Here is a 19,511-nt window from a genome sequence, read left to right as displayed (position 1 = left end):
GGGATCACACCTCGGTGAGAGCCTGCCCGATGTCGCTGTCGCCGGGCGCCAGGACCGCGGCCCTGAGCAGGTCGTCGCGGGCGTTGTCCGGGCGTCCCGCGGCCCGGTGCACCACCGCCCTGTTGAACAGCAACTCGGCCGATTCCTCCCGCTTGAGCGCGCTGGTCAGGTCGGCGAGGGCCGCGCCGTGGTCGCCGAGGTCGAAGGCCAGCTCAGCCCGCCCGGCCCAGGCCGCCACCAGGTCGGGGTCGAGCTCCAGGGCCCGGTCGAAGGCGGCCCGCGCCTCCTCGTGACGCCTTTCCGCCAGCTCGACCTGGCCGAGCACGCACATCAGGTGCGGGTCCCCCGGCGCGAGCCGCAGCCCTCGCTCGACGTCCTGCCGCGCCTCGGCGTACGCGCCGGCCGCCGCGCTCAGCCCCGACCTGTTCACGTACGCGCGCGCGAACTCGGGGTCCAGCTCCAGCGTGTGGTCCAGGTCGGCGCGGGCGCCCGCGACGTCGCCCGCCGCGTAGCGCAGCTCGGAGCGGTTGTAGTAGGCCTCGGGGAAGGGCGGGCTGAGACGCATGACGGCCTCGTAGTCGGCCAGCGCCTCCTCGTCGCGGCCCAGCTTGTGCAGCAGGTTGCCCCGGTCGAGGTAGTAGTCGGGGTAGCCGGGGTCGGCCTCCACCGCGCGCGTGTAGTCGGCCAGCGCCTCCTCGGCGTGGCCCGTCATGGCGAGCAGCTGACCCCTGTTGGCGTGGAGCACGAGCTTGTGGATGGGGTGCTCGCCCGGCAGGTCGGCCTTGGCCAGGTCGATGGCCTGCTGCACCAGCTCCATCGCGGCGGCCGGCCGGCCCCTGCGCACCTCGACCAGGGCCTTGCCGTTGAGGTCGAACCCGAGGTGGAAGGCCCGCTCCCTGCGGTCGGGCAGCAGGGACGTGATCGTGATCGCCTCGTTGATCCAGGCCAGCGCCTGCTCGGGGTCGCGCCGCGCGGGGTCGTGGTGGCGTACGAGGATCATGGCGGTGGCGTAGGCGATGGTGGCGCGGTGTTTGGGGTCGGTGCTCTCGCGCCTGGCGCGGTCGTAGAGCTCGCGGGCCTCGTCCTCGCGCTCGATGGCCTCCAGCGAGGCGGCGACGCGCTGCACGAGTTGCCGCCACCGCTCCGGGCCGGCGTCGTACGCCATGCCGCGCAGCGCCTCCAGGCCCGACTCGGCCATCGCATGGTGGAAACCCTCGTCGCGGTACCGGTCGAAGTCGGCCGGCAGCGCCCCGGCCGACGGTGCCCGCGGGCCTTCCTCGATCCGCAGCAGGGCGGGGTCGACGCGGCGCCGCAGCACGGCGAGGAGCTCGGCGTCGGTGTGGTCGGCGGCGTCGAGGTTGGCCACGGCCACGGTGAGCGGGCGCGTCCGGTCGAGGTGGTCGCGGACGAACTCGGCCACCCCGTTGGCGATCCTGAGGCTGCGCCGGGCGGCGGGGATGAGGATGCGCTGCGCCCGGGGCAGGTCGTCGGCCAGCGAGCGCCTGCGCGCGGGGACGACGTCGCGGAGTTTCGGCGCGGCCGTGCGGATCTCGATGTCGTGGGCGGCGACCAGCTCGGGGTGCCGTTCCCGTGCGGCCGGGACGAGACGGCCGAGCAGCCCTGCGGCGAACGTGTAGGGGCCGCCGATGCGGCGGTCCGCGTTCAGCATGATCGTGTCCACACGACCCCTTCCGTGGTCAGGCAGGGGGCCGGCGCCCATCGTCGAGCGCCGGCCGAGTACGTCAGGTGCCGTGCCTCGGCGCCGCCGCGGCGGTCGGCTTCACGGTGCCTGGCCGGTGAACAACGATCTTTTTCATGGCTGCCCTTTCGTCGTCGAATGCAACCGAGCACTCAGGTTGGGTGACCGGTACATGTCAGCACATGGAAAAGACATCGATCAATGCTTATCTGGTAAGGCGTATTTCAGTAACAATTACGGCCATGCCGGAAATTGTCCTCAGTCGCCGAGAATCGCATCCACGAAAACCTCGGGATCGAACGGCGCCAGATCGTCGGCCCCCTCGCCCAGCCCCACGAGCTTGACCGGCACCCCCAGCTCCCGCTGCACCGAGATCACGATGCCGCCCTTGGCGGTGCCGTCGAGCTTGGTCAGCGCGATGCCGGTGATGTTGACCACCTCGGCGAACACCTGCGCCTGGCGCATGCCGTTCTGGCCGGTGGTGGCGTCGAGCACGAGCAGCACCTCGTCGACCGTGGCCTTCTTCTCGACGACCCGCTTGACCTTGCCCAGCTCGTCCATGAGGCCGGTCTTGGTGTGCAGACGGCCCGCGGTGTCGACGATCACGACGTCGACCTTCTCCTCCATGCCCTTGGCGACCGCGTCGAAGGCCACGGAGGCCGGGTCACCGCCCTCCGGGCCGCGCACCGTGTCGGCGCCGACCCGCTCGCCCCAGGTCTGGAGCTGATCGGCGGCGGCCGCGCGGAAGGTGTCGGCCGCGCCGAGCACCACCTTCTTGCCGTCGCCGACGAGGGAGCGCGCGAGCTTGCCCGTGGTGGTGGTCTTGCCGGTGCCGTTGACGCCCACGACCAGCACCACGGCGGGCCGCTCGCCGTGCTTGCGCACGTGCAGCGTGCGGTCCAGATCGGGGCCGACCTGCGCGAGCAACTGCTCGCGCAGCAGGCCGCGCACCTCGTCGGGCGTGCGGCTGCCGAGCACCTTGACCTTGGTGCGCAGCTCCTCGACCATGACCTGGGTGGGCGCGACGCCCACGTCGGCGGTGATCAGGCTCTCCTCGATCTCGTCCCAGACCTCGTCGTCGAGCCGGTCACGCGAGAGCAGCTCCAGCAGCCCGCGGCCGAGGGTGCTCTGCGAACGCGCGAGCCGCGACCGCAGCCGCACCATCCGGCCCGCGGACGGCGGCGGCACCTCCACCTCGGGCTCCACCACGACCGGCTCGGCCGGCTTGGCCGGAGGCGGCAGCGTGGTGGTCGCACCCTCGTCCTCCTCGCCCGTTCCCGCCGGCCGCTTCTCCTCGGGAAGCACCGGGGTCTCGGGTGGCTGGACCGGCGGCGGCGCTTTTCGGCCCGGCCGGAAGAGCAGGAACAGGCCGCCGGCCGCCAGCAGGGCGACGACGGCCACGATCACAATGACGCCGAGGTAACCATCCACAAGATGTCAGTTTTGCAGATCGACCGCCATGGTCATGCCCAAGGCCACACCTATCAGGCAGACTCGCGTTCTCTGAGCCGCTGACTGACCACCTGGGTGACGCCGTCGCCGCGCATCGACACGCCGTAGAGGGCGTCGGCGATCTCCATCGTGCGCTTGTTGTGCGTGATCACGATCAGCTGCGAGCTCTGCCGCAACTCCTCGAACAACGTCAGCAGGCGCTGCGTGTTGGTGTCGTCGAGCGCGGCCTCGACCTCGTCCATCACGTAGAACGGCGACGGCCGCGCCTTGAAGATGGAGATCAGGAACGCCACCGCCGTCAGCGAGCGCTCCCCGCCCGACAACAACGACAGCCGCTTGACCTTCTTGCCCGGCGGCCTCGCCTCGACCTCGATGCCGGTGGTCAGCATGTCGGCCGGTTCGGTGAGCACCAGCCGGCCCTCGCCCCCGGGGAAGACCCTGGTGAAGATCTGCTCGAACTCCCTGGCCACGTCGTCGTAGGCCGAGGCGAACATCTGCTCGACCCGGTCGTCGACCTCCTTGACCACGGTCAGCAGGTCGCGCCGGGTCTTCTTGAGGTCTTCGAGCTGCGAGGTGAGGAAGGCGTGCCGTTCCTCCAGGGCCGCGAACTCCTCCAGCGCCAGCGGGTTGACCTTGCCGAGCTGGTTCATCTGCCGCTCGGCCGCCCTGGCTCGCTTCTCCTGCTCCTCGCGGACGTACGGCACGGGCGGGTCGCCGGGCACCGGGGCGTCGGGGCCGTACTCGGAGATCAGGGACTCGATCTCGACGCCGTACTCCTCCAGCGCCCGCTGCTCCATCTGCTCCAGCCGCAGGCGCTGCTCGGTGCGGGCCACCTCGCTGCCGTGCACCCGGTTGACCAGTTTGTCCAGCTCCTGGCCGAGCTCGCGTACGCGCAGGCGCACCTGCTTGAGCTCGGCGTCGACGGCGGCCCTGGTGAGGTCGGCCTCGTCGCGTTCCTTGGCGGCGAGCTGGATGGAGGTCGTCAGCGTCCCGAGCACCCGCTTGGCGCCCTTGCTGACGGCCTCGGCCACGGCGGCCTGCCGCCTGCGCCTGGCGCGCTGGGCGGCGGCCTGGGCACGCTCCTGGCGCTCGCGCTGGGCGGCCCGCAGCAGCCCGTCGGCGCGGCCCTCGATGCCCTTGACGCGCTCCTCGGCGGTGCGCACCTGCAGGCGGGTGTCCATCTCGCGCTGCCTGGCGACCTCGCAGGCGCTCGCCAGCTCGTCGCGGCCGTCGGTGGTGGGCTCCGACTCCAGCTCCTGGGCGTATTCGGCCTCGGCCAGCCGGATCTCCAGCTCGGCCAGCTCCTCCAGGCCCTCCGCGCGGGCCTCCTCCGCCTTGGTGACGCTCCTCGCCAGGCGCTCGGCCTCGGCGCGGGCCGCACCGGCGGCGGCCTCCAGCTGGGCCAGCTGCCTGGCGGCCGCGGCGTTGCGCTGGTCGGCCTCCCGCTGGCGGCTCCGCACCTGGTCGAGCGTGGCCTGCGCGGCGCTCACACCCGCCTGGGCGGTGGTGACGGCGGTCTGCGCTTCGCTGACGCGGGCCTGCGCGGCCTCCAGCTCCGTCTGGGCGGCCTGTTCCTGGGCGATCGCCTCGTCGAGGGCGCGGGTGCTCTCCTCCGCCCTGCCTTCCGCCTCCTCCAGGTCGGCGACCGCCTCATCGAGGGCCGCGCGCACCTGGAGCACGGAGGTGCCGCCGTCGGACCCGCCGTCCGCGACGTACGGGCCGACCAGGTCGCCGTCCGTGGTGACGGCCCGCAGGCCGGGATGGCGTTCGACCAGCTCGCGCGCGGCTTTGAGGGTGTCGACGACCGCCACGCCGGCCAGCACGTGGTCGAGGGCGGGACGGAGATGGCCGGGCACGGTGACGAGGCCGGCCGCCCAGCGGCTGCCGTCGGGAGCGCTCCCCCGCTCCCGCGGCGGCGCTTCCACCTGCTCGGCGACGAGAAGGGTGGCCTGGCCCATGGCCTGGGCGCGGAGCAGGTCGATGGCCTCGACGGCCGTGTCGAGGGACCTCACGGTGATCGCCTCGGCGATGGGACCGAGCACGGCAGCCACGGCCGGCTCCGCCCCCGGAGTGACCTGCATGGCGGCGGCCAGCGGGCCGAGCACCCCTTCCAGGCCGGCGTCCAGCAGGGCCGGGCCGCCGTCGCCCCTGGCCAGCCCCAGCTCCAGAGCTTCACGGCGGGCGGCCAGCGCGGCCACCGCGCGCTGGGCCTCCTGGTCGGCGGCGCGCGCCGCGGTCATCGCCGTCTTCGCCGCCTGGAGGGCGGCCCGCGGCGCGTCGAGGCAGGACTTGGCCTCCTCCGCGGCCGAGCGCGCCTCGTCGGCGACCACCGCGGCCTCCTCGACCATGGCCTGCGCCGTGGCCAGTTCCTCGGCCAGCGCGGGGTCGGCGGCGGGCTCCTCCAGCCGCCGCTCCTCCAGATCCGCCACGGCCTGGCGTTCGCGCTCGCTCGCGTCGGACACCGCCGCCTGGAGCCTGCCGATCTCCTCCTCGGCGGCCCTGGACCTGCTGCGTACGGAGTCGACCTGGCCGCGCAGCCTGGCCAGCCCCTCGCGGCGGTCGGCGGCGGCCCTGGCGGCCATCGCGAGCCGCTGCTCCTCGGCGTTCAGCTCGGCCTCGGCCTCGGAGCGCCGCTGGACGGCCTCCTCCAGGAGCTCGTGCGCGTGGTCGAGCTCGGCCTTGAGTATCAGCTCCCGCTCGCGGACCTCGGCCGCCTCGCGCTCCAGCTCCTCGGGGTCGCGACCCCTGCGCTCGATGGCGGCGGCGTCGAGCGCGTGCCGGTGGCGTTCGGCGGCCAGTTGTTCGAGGCCCGTCACGCGCTCGCGCAGTGACGAGAGCCTGAAGTAGGTCTCCTGGGCGGCGGCCAGCCTGGGCTGGGCCTCGGTTTCGGCGGTCTCCAGCGCGGACTCGCGCTGCTGGCCCTCCGCCAGCTCGGCCTCGACCTGGTTGCGCCTGGCCGTGATCGCGGCCTCGTCGGCGGCCTCGCGCTCCAGGGTGGCGCGCAGCGTGGCCACGTCGTCGGCCAGCAGCCTGAGCCTGGCGTCACGCAGGTCGGCCTGGATGACGGCGGCCTTGCGGGCGATCTCGGCCTGGCGGCCCAGCGGTTTGAGCTGGCGGCGCAGCTCCGTGGTGAGGTCCTGGACGCGGGTCAGGTTGGCCTGCATGGCGTCGAGCTTGCGGAGCGCCTTCTCCTTGCGCTTGCGGTGCTTGAGCACGCCCGCGGCCTCTTCGATGAACGCCCGCCGATCCTCGGGCCCGGCGTGCAGCACGGCGTCGAGCTGGCCCTGCCCGACGATGACGTGCATCTCGCGGCCGATGCCCGAGTCGGACAGCAGCTCCTGGATGTCGAGCAGGCGGCAGGTGTCGCCGTTGATCGCGTATTCGCTCTGCCCCGACCTGAACATCAGCCGGCTGATCGTGACCTCGGTGTAGTCGATCGGCAGCGCGCCGTCGCTGTTGTCGATGGTCAGGGTCACCTCGGCGCGCCCGAGCGGGGGCCTGGAGGAGGTGCCGGCGAAGATGACGTCCTCCATCTTGCCGCCGCGCAGCGACTTGGCGCTGTGCTCGCCCATGACCCAGGCCAGGGCGTCGACGACGTTGGACTTGCCCGAGCCGTTGGGGCCGACGACGCAGGTGATGCCGGGCTCGAACCGCAGGGCGGTCGCGGAGGCGAAGGACTTGAAACCGCGCAGGGTGAGGGTCTTCAAATACAAGCGCGACCCCCTTCTCCCTTGGCGACTGCGGAAAAGACTACTGGTCCCTGATGCCCCTCGCGGGCGCATGCCGTCGGAACCGGCGCGACCTGGGCAAAGGAAGCTTTCCGCGCAGGAGAAAATAACAAGGGACGCCTCTTCGAGACGTCCCTGGGTCTTGCGCTCCGATCACTCTCAGGTGAGTGCCGGCTCGCGCTCTTGCATGCGACTTAGCGCCTCGTCGCGGGTTTGCGCCGCAAGAGCGTCATTCGTGGCCTGAAGTCGGATGAGTTCTGCCTCCAGATCCCGGATACGCTGCTGCAGGCGGCGCATTTCCGAGACCATTCGAGGGTCAGGACCGCCGACGTGGCCGAGTAGAGCCTTCGCCATGGTAAAGGGTCCTCCACGCTGAGTGACCAGACTGGTTCGCGCACTTCTATTCCGCGGGAGGGGTGCGCGTGGTACTTAACAAGAGTCGCACCGGCAGTGTGGGCGGTCAAGTCGATCGAACCGCTGAGCCCTACTGATGGGCACTCCCGACATACAACTATACCCCATTTGGGGGGTTTAACGGAAGTCGCTATCGCTCCACAAAACCGCCCAAACTACCTCGTGGTTCGCTCCAGCGTTCCACTACTCCATCGACCCTGCCCGGCGTGTCGCAACCTCTGAGCAGCTCCAGCAGCTTGACGCACGCCGGCCGTGGCCCCTCGGCGACCACCTCCACCCGGCCGTCCTCGGTGTTGCGCGCCCATCCCGCCAGTCCGAGCTCGAGCGCCCTGGCCCGGGTCCACCAGCGGAAGCCCACACCCTGGACCCTCCCCCGGACCCAGGCCGTCATCCGGACGTCCTCCGAACTTTCCGTATTTTTCGTGTTCTGCGGCATTTGTTCTCCCGTGGGTGTCACGCCACCATGGCCTCCGACCCGAGCGCGTGCCGGGCCGCCGCCTCGCCGAACGCCCGGATCGCCGCCGTCTCGGCCGCGCGCACCCAGGCCAGCCCGAGGATCGAAGGAGGCAGACCGGTGACGGGGACGAAGCTCACGTCGGAACGCCTGTGGTGGGCCGCCGTGGGGGCGCAGAACAACATGCCGCCCCGGCCGAGCGCCACCTGGGTCAGGCCCTCCTGGCTCGTGGTCACCGTACCCGCCAGGGGGATCGGGCGTCCCGAAGGGGTCACGGACGGCGCCACACGTTCCCGCCAGGCTCGGGGCGCGCTGCCGTCCAGGCCGATCAGGGGCAGGCCCGCCAGTTCCTCCGCGCCGATGCCCGCCCGGCCTGCCAGGGGATGCCGGGTGGAGACGCCCAGCTCGTACGACACCCGGTTCAGGCCCTCGCCCGTCGCCAGGTCGGGCTCGTCCACTGGCAGCAGCGTGAACGCGATGTCCACCTGTCCGGCCCGGAGCCTGCCGAACGGGTCGGACATCGGGATCTCCACCAGCTCGACCTCACACCCGGGGTAGCGGCTCTCGAAGGCGCGTACGCTCCCCGTGACGACGTCCGTGGGCGTGGCCAGGAACCCCACCCTGAGCACGCCCGTCACCTCGCGCGCCGCCGCCTTCGCCCGGCCCACGGCCGCCCCCAGCCCTTCGTACGCCGGCCTCAGGTCGGCCAGGAACCGTTCGCCGAGCGGCGTCAGGCGCACCCGCCTGCTGGTCCGGTCGAAGAGCCGGCCCCCGATCCTGGTCTCCAGCGAGCGCATGAGCTGGCTCACCCGGCCCGGCGACAGGTAGAGGCGCTCGGCCGTACGCGCGAAGTGCAGCTCCTCACTGAGCACCACGAAGCACTCCAGCTCCCTGAAGTCCATCCCCACCTCCGCGAAACGCTTAGCCTGCCTAAACCAAGCTTTCGGCCTTCGCCATTGTTCCCGCCCACGGGCGTGAGAAGGCTGAAGGCCATGACCTTGACCGATGTACGCGCCGCCACCCGGGCGCGCTGGCCTGCCGTGATCTCGGTCGCGGTCGGCACCTTCACCATTGTGACCAGCGAGATGCTGCCCGTCGGGCTGCTGACCTCGATCTCCTCCGACCTGCGTGTCTCCGACGGCACCGCCGGGCTGATGATGACGGCGCCGGGGCTCGTCGCGGCGGTCTCCGCGCCGCTGATGGCGGTGGCCACCCGCCGCGTCGACCGGCGGTTCACGTTGCTGGGGCTGATGGCGTTGCTGGCGGTGGCCAACCTGGCGGGCGCGCTCGCCCAGAGCCATCTCGTCATGATGGCCGCACGGGTGCTGACCGGGGTGAGCATCGGCGGCTTCTGGGCGTTCGCGGCCGGGCTGGCGCCGCGGCTGGTGCCCGGCCGGTCGGTCGGGCGCGCCACGTCGATCATCCTGTCCGGCGTGTCGGTGGCGTCGGTGCTGGGGGTGCCCGCGGCCACGTTCGTGGCGTCGTTCGCGGGGTGGCGCAGCGCGTTCCTCGCCATGGGGGCGCTGGCGCTCGTGCTGCTCGCCGTACTGGCCGCCACTCTGCCGCCGCTCCCTGGGCCGCCGCTTCCCGGCGACCCGCCGCCCGCCCGGCCCCGCCACAGGAGCGCCCAGGATGCTCCCACAGGCGCGCGGAGCCTTCCCGGCGCCCAGGAGGCCGTCACGCCGGAGCGGGACGCGGCGGGCGGCCCTGAGGCCGCCAGGAGGCCGCCGTGGCTCTCAGGGCCTCTCACGCTCACCCTCGTGCTGACCGTCCTCATCGTGTCCGGCCACTTTGCGGCCTACACCTACCTGAGGCCGTTCATGGAACAGGTCGCGCACGCCGGTCCCGCCCTCATCAGCACCGCGCTCCTCGTGTACGGCGCCGCGGGCGTGGCGGGCAACTTCGTCTCGGGCGCGCTGGCCGCGAGGAACCCCAGGGCGGTGCTGATGACGCTGGCCGCGCTCATCTCCCTGGCCACGGCGGCGCTGCCGGTGACCGGCCTGCCCCTGGTCGTGCTCGTGGTGTGGGGCATCGGCTACGGCGGCGTGGGCGTCGCGCTCCAGCTGTGGATCATGCGGGAGGGCGGCGGCGAACTCGGCACGGCGCTGTTCGTCAGCGCCTTCAACGTCTCCATCGCGCTCGGCGCGTTCGCCGGCGGCCGGGTGGCCGACGGCCTCTCGATCACTGCGGTGATGTGGCCGGCGGCGGTCCTGGCCGCGTTGAGCGCGCTCGTCGCTGGCATCTGGGGCAGAAGTAGGACGAGCGGTTCATGAACGCCTCACGCCTGATCGGGGTGCCGCAGCGGGAGCACGGAAGGTCGCGCCGGCCGTAGACCTCCAGGGAACGCTCGAAGTAGCCGCTGTCGCCGTTGACGTCGACGTACAGGCTGTCGAACGACGTGCCGCCCTGCTGGAGGGCTGCCGCCATGACCGTGCGTACGGCGGCCAGCAGCTCGGCGATCTTGGGCCGGGTGAGCGTCTGCGTGGGACGGGCCCAGTGGAGCCTGGCCATCCACAGGGCCTCGTCGGCGTAGATGTTGCCGACGCCGCTGATCAGCGACTGGTCGAGCAGCGCCCGCTTGACCTCGGTGCGCCTGGCCCTGAGCCTGCGGCTGAACTCGTCGTCGTCGAACGCCGCCTCGAACGGGTCGGGCGCGATGTGGGCGATCGGCTCGGGCACGCCGCCGGCCAGGGCGGTGAGCATGACGTGGCCGAACGTACGCTGATCGACGAAGCGCAGGTCGGGGCCACCGTCCTCGAAGCGGAGGCGTACGCGCAGATGTTTCTCCGGCGGCGCGTCACCGTCGACCACCAGCAGCTGGCCGCTCATCCCCAGGTGGGCCAAGAGCGCCTCCTCGGCGCCCGACAGCGGCAACCACAGATATTTGCCGCGGCGCTCGGCCGACAGCAGCGCGCGGCCCTTCAGCCGCGCGGTGAACTCGTCGGGGCCGGGCATGTGACGCCGGATCGCGCGGGGGTGCAGCACCTCCGCGGAGGCGATCTCACGGCCGATGACCCATTGCGCGAGGCCGCGCCTGACGACCTCCACCTCGGGCAACTCGGGCATCACGCACCTCGCCCTCTGGACGTTGAACTATCACCTTGGGGCAACCCTCCGGGCGCCGGGTCAGCTCGCGGGCTGGCTCTCGCGCTGCTCCCTGCGGGCCCTGATGCGGGTCCACGCCGCCTCGGCCGCCTGCTGCTCGGCCTCTTTCTTGCTGCGGCCGGTGCCCGAGCCGTAGGACTCGCCGCCGACCCGCACCATCGCCGTGAACGACTTGGCGTGGTCGGGGCCGCTCTCCTCGACATGGTATTCGGGCACGCCCAGCGCCTCGGAGGCGGTCAGCTCCTGCAGCGAGGTCTTCCAGTCGAGCCCCGCGCCCAGCGACGCCGAACGCACGATCAGCGGGTCGAACAGCAGGTGCACCACCCGGAACGCCTCGTCGAGGCCCTTGTCGACGTAGACCGCGCCGATCAGCGCCTCCAGGGTGTCGGCCAGGATCGACGACTTGTCGCGACCGCCGGTGCCCTCCTCGCCCCTGCCGAGCCGCAGGAAGCGGCCCAGCCCGAGACCACGGGCCACGTCGGCCAGCGCCCGCATGTTGACCACCGCGGCGCGCAGCTTCGCCAGCTGGCCCTCGGGCAGGTCGGGATGGTTGCGGTAGAGGGTGTCGGTGACCACCAGGCCCAGCACCGAGTCACCCAGGAACTCCAGGCGCTCGTTGGTGGGCAGGCCACCGTTCTCGTACGCGTAGGAGCGGTGCGTCAGCGCCCGCTCCAGAATGGCGGGGTCAAGGGCGACCGCCAGGACCCGCTCCAGCTCGTCTCTGGCGACCTCCACGGCCACCGGCTTAGGACCTGCGCCCACGTGCTTCCTCCTCGGACATCTTCACATGGCGCGCCGGCTGCGGAAGATGCCCGAAAACGTGGTGGGCGTCGGGGTAACGCGTAGCCCCGGCGTCCACCACGGCCGCGGGCGAACCGCCGCCAGACGCATCTGAGACGGTAACGCCGACCGAGGCACAATGGCACCCGGTCGGCATCACGTCAATCAGGCGGACGGCTCGATGACCTGACGACGGTTGTAGGTGCCGCAGGTGGGGCAGGCGATGTGCGGCTGCCTCGGCGAACGGCACTGCGGGCAGCTCACCAGGGCGACAGCAGTCGTCTTCCACTGGGAGCGACGGGCGCGGGTGTTGCTCCGCGACATCTTTCGCTTCGGGACGGCCACGTCACTTCTCCTGATCGTTATCGTTCTCGGAAATCAGACCTTGCAACGACGCCCAGCGGGCGTCGATCTTCTCGTGCCGGTGATCCGCGCCGGCCTCGGCCAGCTTGATCCCGCACTCCGCGCAGAGCCCTTCGCAGTCGTCCCTGCACACCGGGCTCAACGGCAGTGCGAGCACCACCGCGTCGCGGAACGTCGGCTCGAGGTCGAGCAGCTCCCCGTCGAGCAGCGAATCCTCCTCCGAGGCGTCCTCGTCGGAGTAGAAGAACAGCTCCTGCAAGTTGACCTCGACGTCCGAGGTGACAGGGTCGAGGCACCGCGCGCACTCCCCGGCGAGCGGGGCATGCGCCGTGCCGGTGACGAGCACGCCTTCCATCACTGCTTCGAGCCTGAGATCCAGCTCGACTTCGGCGTCTTTGGGGACACCGATCATGTCGACGCCGAGATCTGCCGGTGCCGGGAGTGACAGGGTCGTCTGCCTCATCGTGCCCGGCCGCTTTCCCAGGTCGTGAGTGGAGATCACCCAAGGGGAGCGGGGGTCGAGGTGCTGAGTCATCCTGCTCTCGCTAGGCATGGCGAAAACCGTCGCCGTCGTACAAGGCCGAAAAGAAAGAATACCAGCCCCTGCGGGGGGCACGCTCCCACCGGCCTCCGGGGGCGCCGCAGGGGCTTCGGCCCTAGCCTCTCAGGCGCTCGATGAGAAGTTTGTGCACCAGATCAGGCACGAGGCCCGACACGTCTCCGCCGTAGCGGGCGATCTCCTTCACCCTGCTGGAGGAGAGGAACGAGTATTCGGGGTTGGTGGGCATGAACAGCGTCTCCACCCCCGACAGGCGGTAGTTGAGCTGCGCCATCTGCAGCTCGTAGTCGAAGTCGCTGACCACCCTGATGCCCTTGACGATGGCGGGGATGTCGTGCTGCCTGCAGAAGTCGACCAGCAGGCCGTGGAACTTCTCGACTTTGACGTTCGGATAGTCCTTGGTCACGGTCTGCAGGACGTCGATCCGTTCGTCGACCGTGAACAGGCTGCTTTTCTCGACGTTGATCAGGACGGCCACGGTCACCTCGTCGTACAGCCGCGCGGACCGGCAGATGATGTCGAGGTGGCCATTGGTGATGGGGTCGAACGACCCCGGGCAGACTACGCGGCGCAAGACGCCTCCCAGGTCTACGGGTTCCCGGCGGCGCGACCGTACCAAACGGACGCTTCACCATATCGACGGACCCTCTCCTCAACGTAGCCTTCCGGCCACATAAGGGCCTTTCCCCTGCTTTCCCGCTCGAACGCCACCAACGCCCCGTCAACCAGCCAGCCGTTGTCGCGCAGCAGTTCCAGGACCCGCTCCACCTCGCCGTCGGACGTGGCATAGGGCGGGTCGGCGAACACGATGTCGTACGGCTCGTCAGGCGCCTTCCCGAGGACCCGCGCCACCTTGTCGGCCACCACGCGGGCGCCGTCGAGGCCGAGCGACTCGACGTTGGCCCTGATCGTCCGCACGGCCCTGGGATCGGACTCGACGAGCAGGGCCGCCGCCGCCCCCCTGGACAGCGCCTCCAGCCCGACCGCCCCCGAACCGGCGTACAGGTCGGCCACCCGGGCGTCGCGGATGCCGTGAAGTGAGTCGAGCGTCAAGAGGATCCCTTCTCGCGCCCTGTCGCTGGTCGGCCTCGTCCCGCGCCCCGGCGGCACGGCCAAACGCCTGCCACCCGCGCTGCCTGCGATGATCCGCGTCATGTCGCCCATTGTTCCGTATGTTCGCGCAGGTCAAGAGTGCACAAGTGTCTGCCTCGAGTACGCAAGGGTGATTCACATCGGGGGGATCGGCCCGCATGATGAGTTCTGCGGCCTTCAAGGTGACCCACATGAAGGCCGACCGGCGTGGTCGTGAGCCCTTCCGCACGCCGGTTCCCTCGGCACCTGACCCGAGGGTGGGCCCAGCCGGGGACGGCATTCGGGGGGAGGCCGTCCCCGCGGCTGGGTCTTTTTCTTGATCATTTAGCGCCGTGAAGCCCGCCGCGCCGGGGGCCTGTCAGGTCTTCTCCAGGTATTCCGCCCGCTCGTCGGCCAGCAGCCGCTCGATCTCCGCGCGCAGCCCCTCGTGGGAGGCCAGCTCGGGGTCGCCGGCCAGCAGCGCCCCGGCCTCCTCCCTGGCCGTGGCGATCACGTCCTCGTCGCGCAGCAGTTGCAGCAACTTCAGCGAGGAGCGTTTGCCCGACTGCGCCGCGCCCAGCACGTCGCCCTCCCGCCGCTGCTCCAGGTCGACCCGTGACAGCTCGAACCCGTCGAGCGTCGCGGCCACCGCGTCGAGGCGGGCGCGGGCCGGGGTGCCCTCGGCGAAGTCGGAGACCAGCAGGCACAGGCCGGGCAGGCCGCCCCGGCCGACCCGGCCGCGCAACTGGTGCAGCTGGGAGACGCCGAAGCGGTCGGCGTCCATGATGATCATGACGGAGGAGTTGGGCACGTCGACCCCGACCTCGATGACCGTGGTCGCCACCAGCACGTCGAGCTCACCCCGCGTGAAGGCGCGCATGAGGGCGTCCTTCTCCTCCGGCGGCAGCTTGCCGTGCAGCGTACCGACCCGCAGGTCGTGGAAGGGCCCCTCCGACAGGAGCTTGGCCACGTCGAGCACCGCGAGCGGCGGGCGGCGCTCCTCGTCGGCCGGGGTCGCGAGGTCGCCCTCGTCGCCCTCCAGGTCGCCGATGCGGGGGCACACGATGTAGGCCTGCCGCCCCAGCGCCACCTCCTCCCTGACCCGCTGCCAGGTGCGTTCGAGGTAGTGAGGCTTCTCGGCGGCCGGGACGACGTGGGTGGTGATGGGCGCACGCCCCGACGGGAGCTGCGACAACGTCGAGACCTCCAGGTCGCCGAAGACCGTCATCGCGACCGTGCGCGGGATCGGCGTGGCCGTCATCACCAGGACGTGCGGCCGCGCTCCACCCGCCTTCTCGCGCAGCGCGTCGCGCTGCTCCACCCCGAACCGGTGCTGCTCGTCGACCACGACCAGCCCGAGGTCGGCGAACTGGACGTGCTCCTGCAGCAGCGCGTGCGTGCCGACGACGATGCCGGCCGTGCCGGAGGCGGCGTCGAGCAGCGCCGAACGGCGGGCGGCGGCGCCCATCGAGCCGGTCAGCAGGGTGACGGCCGTCCCGCCGAACATGCCTCCCTGCGCCAGATCGCCCAGCATGGTGGTGATCGAGCGGTGGTGCTGCTGGGCGAGCACCTCGGTGGGCGCCAGCAGCGCCGCCTGGCCGCCTGCGTCGACCACCTGCAACATCGCGCGCAGCGCCACCACCGTCTTGCCCGCGCCGACCTCTCCCTGCAGCAGCCGGTGCATCGGATGCTCCAGCGCGAGATCGGCCGCGATCTCCTCGCCGACCTCCGCCTGCCCCTCCGTCAACGAGAACGGCAACCGCGCGTCGAAGTCGGCCAGCATGCCGCCGGACCGCCTCGGCCTGGGCCTCGCCGGCCAGGCGGTGGCCGCCTGCCGCCTCTGGAGCAGCACCGCCTGCAGCACGAACGCCTCGTCGAACTTCAGCCGCTTGCGCGCCCTGCCGACGTCGGCGAAGTCCTTCGGCCGGTGGATGGCCACGAGCGCCTCGCCGAGATCCTGCAGACCGTGGCGGGCCCGCAACCCGGCGGGCAGCGGATCCTCCAGCGGGCCCAGCGTGTCGAGCACGACGCCGACCGCGCGCCTGATCGCCCACGGCGTCAGATCTTTGCCGGCCGGATAGATCGGCACCGGCGCCGCCGCGAACTCCTCCGCGTTGGCCTCGCCCTCCTCGAACAGCTCGAACTCCGGATGAGCCAGCTGCCAGCGCGGCTTGGCCCGCGCGCCGAACAACCCCACCTTCCCGGCGAACATCCCGCGCCGGCCCGGCTTCAGCCGCGACTCGGCCGCGTGGGAGCCCTTGCCGAAGAACGACAGATAGAGCCTGTTGCCGTTGCCGTCGACGATCTCGACCTCCAGCCAGGTGCCGCCCCGGTTGCGCATGGGCTTGCGCATCAGCCTGGTCACCTCGCCGACCACCGTCACGTGCTCGTCGACCTCCAGCGCGTCGAGCGAGGTCAGCTCGCCGCGCTCGGCATAGCGGCGCGGATAGTGGCGCAGCAGGTCACCGACCGTCTCCAGGCCGAGCACGCTGTGCAGCAGCTTGGCGGTCTTCGGGTCGAGGGCCTTCGTCAGAGGCTCGTCGAAACGGCTCACGGCATTTAGTTCTACCGCCTGAGGCCGACAGGAATCCCCTCCCCGGCCGCCCGCGCGCCGATCGCCGGGCCGCACCGGCCGTCACCACGCCGATCGGACCAGCTCCGGCCGCCGCCACGCCGATCGGCCCCCTCCGGCTGTCACTCCACGCCGATGAGGAGCGGGTAGCCGCCCTGCTCGCCGTCGTACACGACGAGGTCGACGTCGGGGCGCGTACGCCTGAGATGGTCCTCGACCCGGTCGGCGAGCCCGGTGGGCGCCTGCGCGCCCGTGACCAGGGTCACCAGCTCGCCGCCGCCCGCCACCATCCGGTCGACGACGGTGGCGGCCACGTGGTCGACCGTGTCGCCGATCACGGCGACGTCTCCGTCGATCAGGCCGAGCACGTCACCGGGGCGGCACACCCCCGCGCTCGTGAACGCCTCCCTGTCGGCCACCATCACGTGCCCGCGCCGCGTGTGCCCGGCGGCGTCGGTCATCGCGACCACGTCGTCGTCGAAGCGGCGCAGCGGATCGTGTACGGCCAGCGCGGCCAGTCCCTGCACGGTGGCCTCCGTGGGCAGCACGCTCACCGTGGCGCCGTCCTCGCGGGCGATCTGCGCGGCCGCGGCGGCGACCGCCCTGACGCCCTCGTCGTTCGGGAGCACGGCCACCTCGCCGCCCGCCTGCCTGATCGCCGCGAGCATGGCGGGCAGTGTCGGCCTGGCGCCGGGTGCGCGCCGCACCACGACCGCGCCGCACTCCTCGAACAGCGCCGCGATCCCGGCACCCGCCGCCACCGCGACCACGCCCCTTCCCGCGGCGCCACGGGAAGGGGCGCGGTGAGTGGATTCGGCGAGGTACGTGATCCTGATGCGGTGCGGCCTGCCCGCCCGCACCCCCGCCTCGACGGCCGGGCCCGCCTCGGCCACGTGGACGTGCACGTTCCACAGTCCTTCTCCGCCCACCACGACCAGCGAGTCGCCCATGGCGTCGAGCTCCTCGCGCAGCGCGCGCACCGCGCGGTCGTCGGCGTCCAGCAGGTACATCACCTCGTATCCCGCTCCCACCTCCGCCATCGGCGTCACCCGCGCGATCGGTGCGGGAACGTCGTAGTGGCCGGTGGAGGAGCCGCTGATCACGGAGGCGAGCGTCTCGAGCACGATCGCCGCACCGGCCCCGCCCGCGTCCACGACGCCGCTGCGGGCCAGCACGTCCAGCTGGCCCGTCGTCCTGCGCAGCGCGGCCCTGGCCTCCTCGGCCGCGCGCAGCGCCACCGCGCGCAGGTCGTCGGCGTCGGCGTCCTGGACGGCTCCCGCGGCGGACTCCAGCACGCTCAGCACCGTGCCCTCGACCGGCCTGGCCACCGCCTCCCTGGCCAGGGTGGCGGCCCTGCGCAACCCGGCGCGCAGGTCGGATCCCTCCTTCAGGACCTCGGCCAGACCGCGCAGCGCCTGGCTGACGATCACGCCGGAGTTGCCGCGCGCCCCGACGAGGGCGCCGTACGAGAGCGTCTGCCACACCACGGCGGCGTCCACGTCGTCGGGCAGGGACTCGACGGCCTCGGCCGCCGACAGCATGGTCAGGTGCAGGTTGGTGCCGGTGTCGCCGTCGGCCACGGGGAACACGTTGAGCGCGTCGATCTCCGTCCTGGCCCGGCCGAGCGCGTCGGCGGCCAGGCGGGCCCAGCGGCGCACGGCCGGCGGGTCGAGGATCTCCATGTGGGCCCTCCGACCTCCCTGATGCGCTACGGTTGTGCGAGGAGAATATCGCCGCATCGGACCCGGTCCAGTGCTCTGGTTCGCGCCCATCGGGGTGGATCGGATATTCTCGTCTGGCTGGCCGGTTGTCCCGGCGTGCCCTCCGCCCGGAACTCATCCGCGGACAGGGCTACATCGACTGTTTTAAGGAGCGATACCGTGGCTTCCGTCTGCGATGTCTGCCGCAAGGGGCCGACGTTCGGCAACAACGTGTCCCACTCCCACCGCCGCACGCGCCGTCGTTGGAACCCCAACATCCAGACGGTCCGCGCGGTCGTCGGCGGCACGCCGAAGAAGCTGAACGTGTGCACCTCGTGCATCAAGGCGGGCAAGGTCACCCGCTAGTCCGCACGGTCGCGAAGCCCGTCCGGTTCTGAGGGATCCGGCGGGCTTTCGTCATGCCCGCCCTCTGACGGGTTCACCCCATTCCACATGCCCGCGTTCTGACGGGTTCACCCCATTCCGCTTGCGGGCCTCGCTCCCTGCACTCCCTTGACCCGCTTTCTCCCAGCGCCCACGCTCTTCCCTGTCTCGGGCTCCCGCCGGTCCTGCGCCCCACACTCGAGCACGCCTTCGCGTCGCTGAGGAGCGGCTGGGCGGGTCGGGACCGTACGGCCACAGGACGGTGGCACGGCGCCTCCCCACGATCCACGTCGAACCGCTCGGCGCCTTCCGGGCGTTCTTCCCCTGACGGAAGACCGGCGCGGTCGTCGCGGTGGGACGACCGCCTCCGGGTGAGCTTGGGGGTGGTCAGCGCCAGCGCCAGGCGTGGTCGACCGGGCCGATGCCGTCGCCGAGGGGGAAACCCCTGGCGATCGCCCCCGTCACGTACTCCTTCGCCGCGCCCACCGCCGACGGCACGTCATCGCCCATCGCGAGGCGGGAGGCGATGGCCGAGGCGAGCGTGCAGCCCGTGCCGTGGGTGTGGCGGTTGTCGAGGCGTTCGGCGGCGAAGCGGAACTCCTGGGTGCCGTCGGTGAGCAGGTCGACCGGCGCGCCGGGCAGGTGACCGCCCTTGATCAGCGCCCACGTGGGCCCCAGCTCCAGGATCGCGTCGGCGGCCCCGCGCAGGCCGTCCTCGTCCTCGACCTTGACCGAGGTGAGCTGCTCCACCTCCCACAGGTTCGGCGTCACCACGGTGGCCACGGGCAGCAGGCGGGTCCGCAGCGTTTCGACGGCCTCGGGCGCGAGCAGCGAGTTGCCGTGCTTCGACACCCCGACGGGGTCCACGACCAGCGGCGCGTCGTACCGCCCGAGTGCGTCGGCCACCATCTCGACCAGCACCGGCGAGGCGAGCATGCCGGTCTTCACGGCCTGCGCGCCGATGTCGCCGAGCACGGAGTCGAGCTGCGCGCGTACGGCCTCGGGCGGCAGCTCCCAGTAGCCCTGGACACCCAGCGAGTTCTGGGCGGTCACGGCGGCGATGACGCTCATTCCGTGGACACCCAGGGCCATCATGGTCTTCAGGTCCGCCTGGATGCCGGCGCCGCCCCCTGAGTCGGAGCCGGCGACGGTCAGTACGCGTGGCGGGGTGGTAACCGCGGCGGAAGGGGCGCTTTGCGGTGATCGCTCCGTCATGTCCCCTATCCAACC

General features: G+C 71.7%; 17 protein-coding genes. 2 read left to right on the top strand and 15 right to left on the bottom strand.

Annotated elements, in window-relative coordinates:
* Positions 1-4: 4 nt before the first annotated feature.
* The 6 genes from E1295_RS02915 to E1295_RS02890 all read right to left on the bottom strand — a co-directional run bounded on the left by E1295_RS02915 (position 5) and on the right by E1295_RS02890 (position 8,649).
* A complete protein-coding gene (locus tag E1295_RS02915) occupies positions 5-1,669 on the bottom strand; it encodes a tetratricopeptide repeat protein (protein WP_246079797.1) in 1,665 nt (554 codons plus the stop codon).
* Positions 1,670-1,957: 288 nt separating this feature from the next.
* The gene (gene ftsY, locus E1295_RS02910; RefSeq protein WP_132628068.1) at positions 1,958-3,130 is read right to left on the bottom strand and encodes a signal recognition particle-docking protein FtsY; all 1,173 of its coding nucleotides are present in this window, start codon (positions 3,128-3,130) and stop codon (positions 1,958-1,960) included.
* Between the two features lie 53 nt (positions 3,131-3,183).
* On the bottom strand, positions 3,184-6,864 hold the full coding sequence (smc, locus tag E1295_RS02905; protein WP_132628067.1) for a chromosome segregation protein SMC: 3,681 nt from the start codon (positions 6,862-6,864) through the stop codon (positions 3,184-3,186).
* Between the two features lie 174 nt (positions 6,865-7,038).
* The gene (locus E1295_RS02900) at positions 7,039-7,233 is read right to left on the bottom strand and encodes a hypothetical protein (RefSeq protein ID WP_090938435.1); all 195 of its coding nucleotides are present in this window, start codon (positions 7,231-7,233) and stop codon (positions 7,039-7,041) included.
* Positions 7,234-7,423: 190 nt separating this feature from the next.
* Positions 7,424-7,729 carry an acylphosphatase gene (locus E1295_RS02895; RefSeq protein ID WP_132628066.1) on the bottom strand — a complete coding sequence of 102 codons (306 nt, stop codon included), beginning with the start codon at positions 7,727-7,729 and terminating at the stop codon, positions 7,424-7,426.
* A 17-nt stretch (positions 7,730-7,746) separates the two neighbouring features.
* The gene (locus tag E1295_RS02890; RefSeq protein ID WP_132628065.1) at positions 7,747-8,649 is read right to left on the bottom strand and encodes a LysR family transcriptional regulator; all 903 of its coding nucleotides are present in this window, start codon (positions 8,647-8,649) and stop codon (positions 7,747-7,749) included.
* A gap of 90 nt (positions 8,650-8,739) precedes the next feature.
* On the opposite strand from E1295_RS02890, the gene E1295_RS02885 reads away from it, so the two are divergent.
* On the top strand, positions 8,740-10,020 hold the full coding sequence (locus tag E1295_RS02885; RefSeq protein ID WP_132628064.1) for an MFS transporter: 1,281 nt from the start codon (positions 8,740-8,742) through the stop codon (positions 10,018-10,020).
* Here E1295_RS02885 and mutM read toward each other — a convergent pair.
* The 8 genes from mutM to E1295_RS02845 form a co-directional block, all read right to left on the bottom strand.
* Positions 9,929-10,813 (bottom strand): bifunctional DNA-formamidopyrimidine glycosylase/DNA-(apurinic or apyrimidinic site) lyase, encoded by an 885-nt coding sequence (mutM, locus tag E1295_RS02880; RefSeq protein WP_132628063.1) that lies wholly within the window; start codon positions 10,811-10,813, stop codon positions 9,929-9,931. The genes E1295_RS02885 and mutM overlap by 92 nt on opposite strands.
* 60 nt (positions 10,814-10,873) lie before the next feature.
* Positions 10,874-11,593: a ribonuclease III gene (rnc, locus tag E1295_RS02875; protein WP_132628102.1), complete on the bottom strand. Its 720-nt coding sequence runs from the start codon at positions 11,591-11,593 to the stop codon at positions 10,874-10,876.
* Positions 11,594-11,797: 204 nt separating this feature from the next.
* A complete protein-coding gene (rpmF, locus tag E1295_RS02870) occupies positions 11,798-11,977 on the bottom strand; it encodes a 50S ribosomal protein L32 (protein WP_132628062.1) in 180 nt (59 codons plus the stop codon).
* Between the two features lies 1 nt (position 11,978).
* On the bottom strand, positions 11,979-12,530 hold the full coding sequence (locus E1295_RS02865; protein ID WP_166427046.1) for a YceD family protein: 552 nt from the start codon (positions 12,528-12,530) through the stop codon (positions 11,979-11,981).
* A 121-nt stretch (positions 12,531-12,651) separates the two neighbouring features.
* Positions 12,652-13,128 carry a pantetheine-phosphate adenylyltransferase gene (gene coaD / locus E1295_RS02860; RefSeq protein WP_132628060.1) on the bottom strand — a complete coding sequence of 159 codons (477 nt, stop codon included), beginning with the start codon at positions 13,126-13,128 and terminating at the stop codon, positions 12,652-12,654.
* Between the two features lie 14 nt (positions 13,129-13,142).
* Positions 13,143-13,709 carry a 16S rRNA (guanine(966)-N(2))-methyltransferase RsmD gene (gene rsmD, locus E1295_RS02855; RefSeq protein ID WP_132628059.1) on the bottom strand — a complete coding sequence of 189 codons (567 nt, stop codon included), beginning with the start codon at positions 13,707-13,709 and terminating at the stop codon, positions 13,143-13,145.
* Between the two features lie 295 nt (positions 13,710-14,004).
* Entirely contained in the window at positions 14,005-16,179 is a 2,175-nt protein-coding gene (gene recG / locus E1295_RS02850; RefSeq protein WP_132628058.1) for an ATP-dependent DNA helicase RecG, read from the bottom strand.
* Between the two features lie 140 nt (positions 16,180-16,319).
* A complete protein-coding gene (locus tag E1295_RS02845) occupies positions 16,320-17,879 on the bottom strand; it encodes a DAK2 domain-containing protein (protein ID WP_132628057.1) in 1,560 nt (519 codons plus the stop codon).
* 198 nt (positions 17,880-18,077) lie between these two features.
* Between E1295_RS02845 and rpmB the strand changes: the two genes are divergently transcribed.
* Positions 18,078-18,263, top strand: coding sequence for a 50S ribosomal protein L28 (gene rpmB, locus E1295_RS02840; protein ID WP_043618345.1), 186 nt, complete (start codon positions 18,078-18,080; stop codon positions 18,261-18,263).
* A gap of 405 nt (positions 18,264-18,668) precedes the next feature.
* On the opposite strand, the gene thiD is transcribed toward rpmB, so the two are convergent.
* Positions 18,669-19,496: a bifunctional hydroxymethylpyrimidine kinase/phosphomethylpyrimidine kinase gene (gene thiD / locus E1295_RS02835; RefSeq protein ID WP_132628056.1), complete on the bottom strand. Its 828-nt coding sequence runs from the start codon at positions 19,494-19,496 to the stop codon at positions 18,669-18,671.
* Positions 19,497-19,511 lie beyond the last annotated feature (15 nt).

This window comes from Nonomuraea mesophila, assembly GCF_004352805.1.
GTDB lineage: Bacteria > Actinomycetota > Actinomycetes > Streptosporangiales > Streptosporangiaceae > Nonomuraea > Nonomuraea longispora.
Note: the sequence above shows the minus strand (reverse complement) of the source record. Positions and strands in the feature narration are given on the sequence as shown.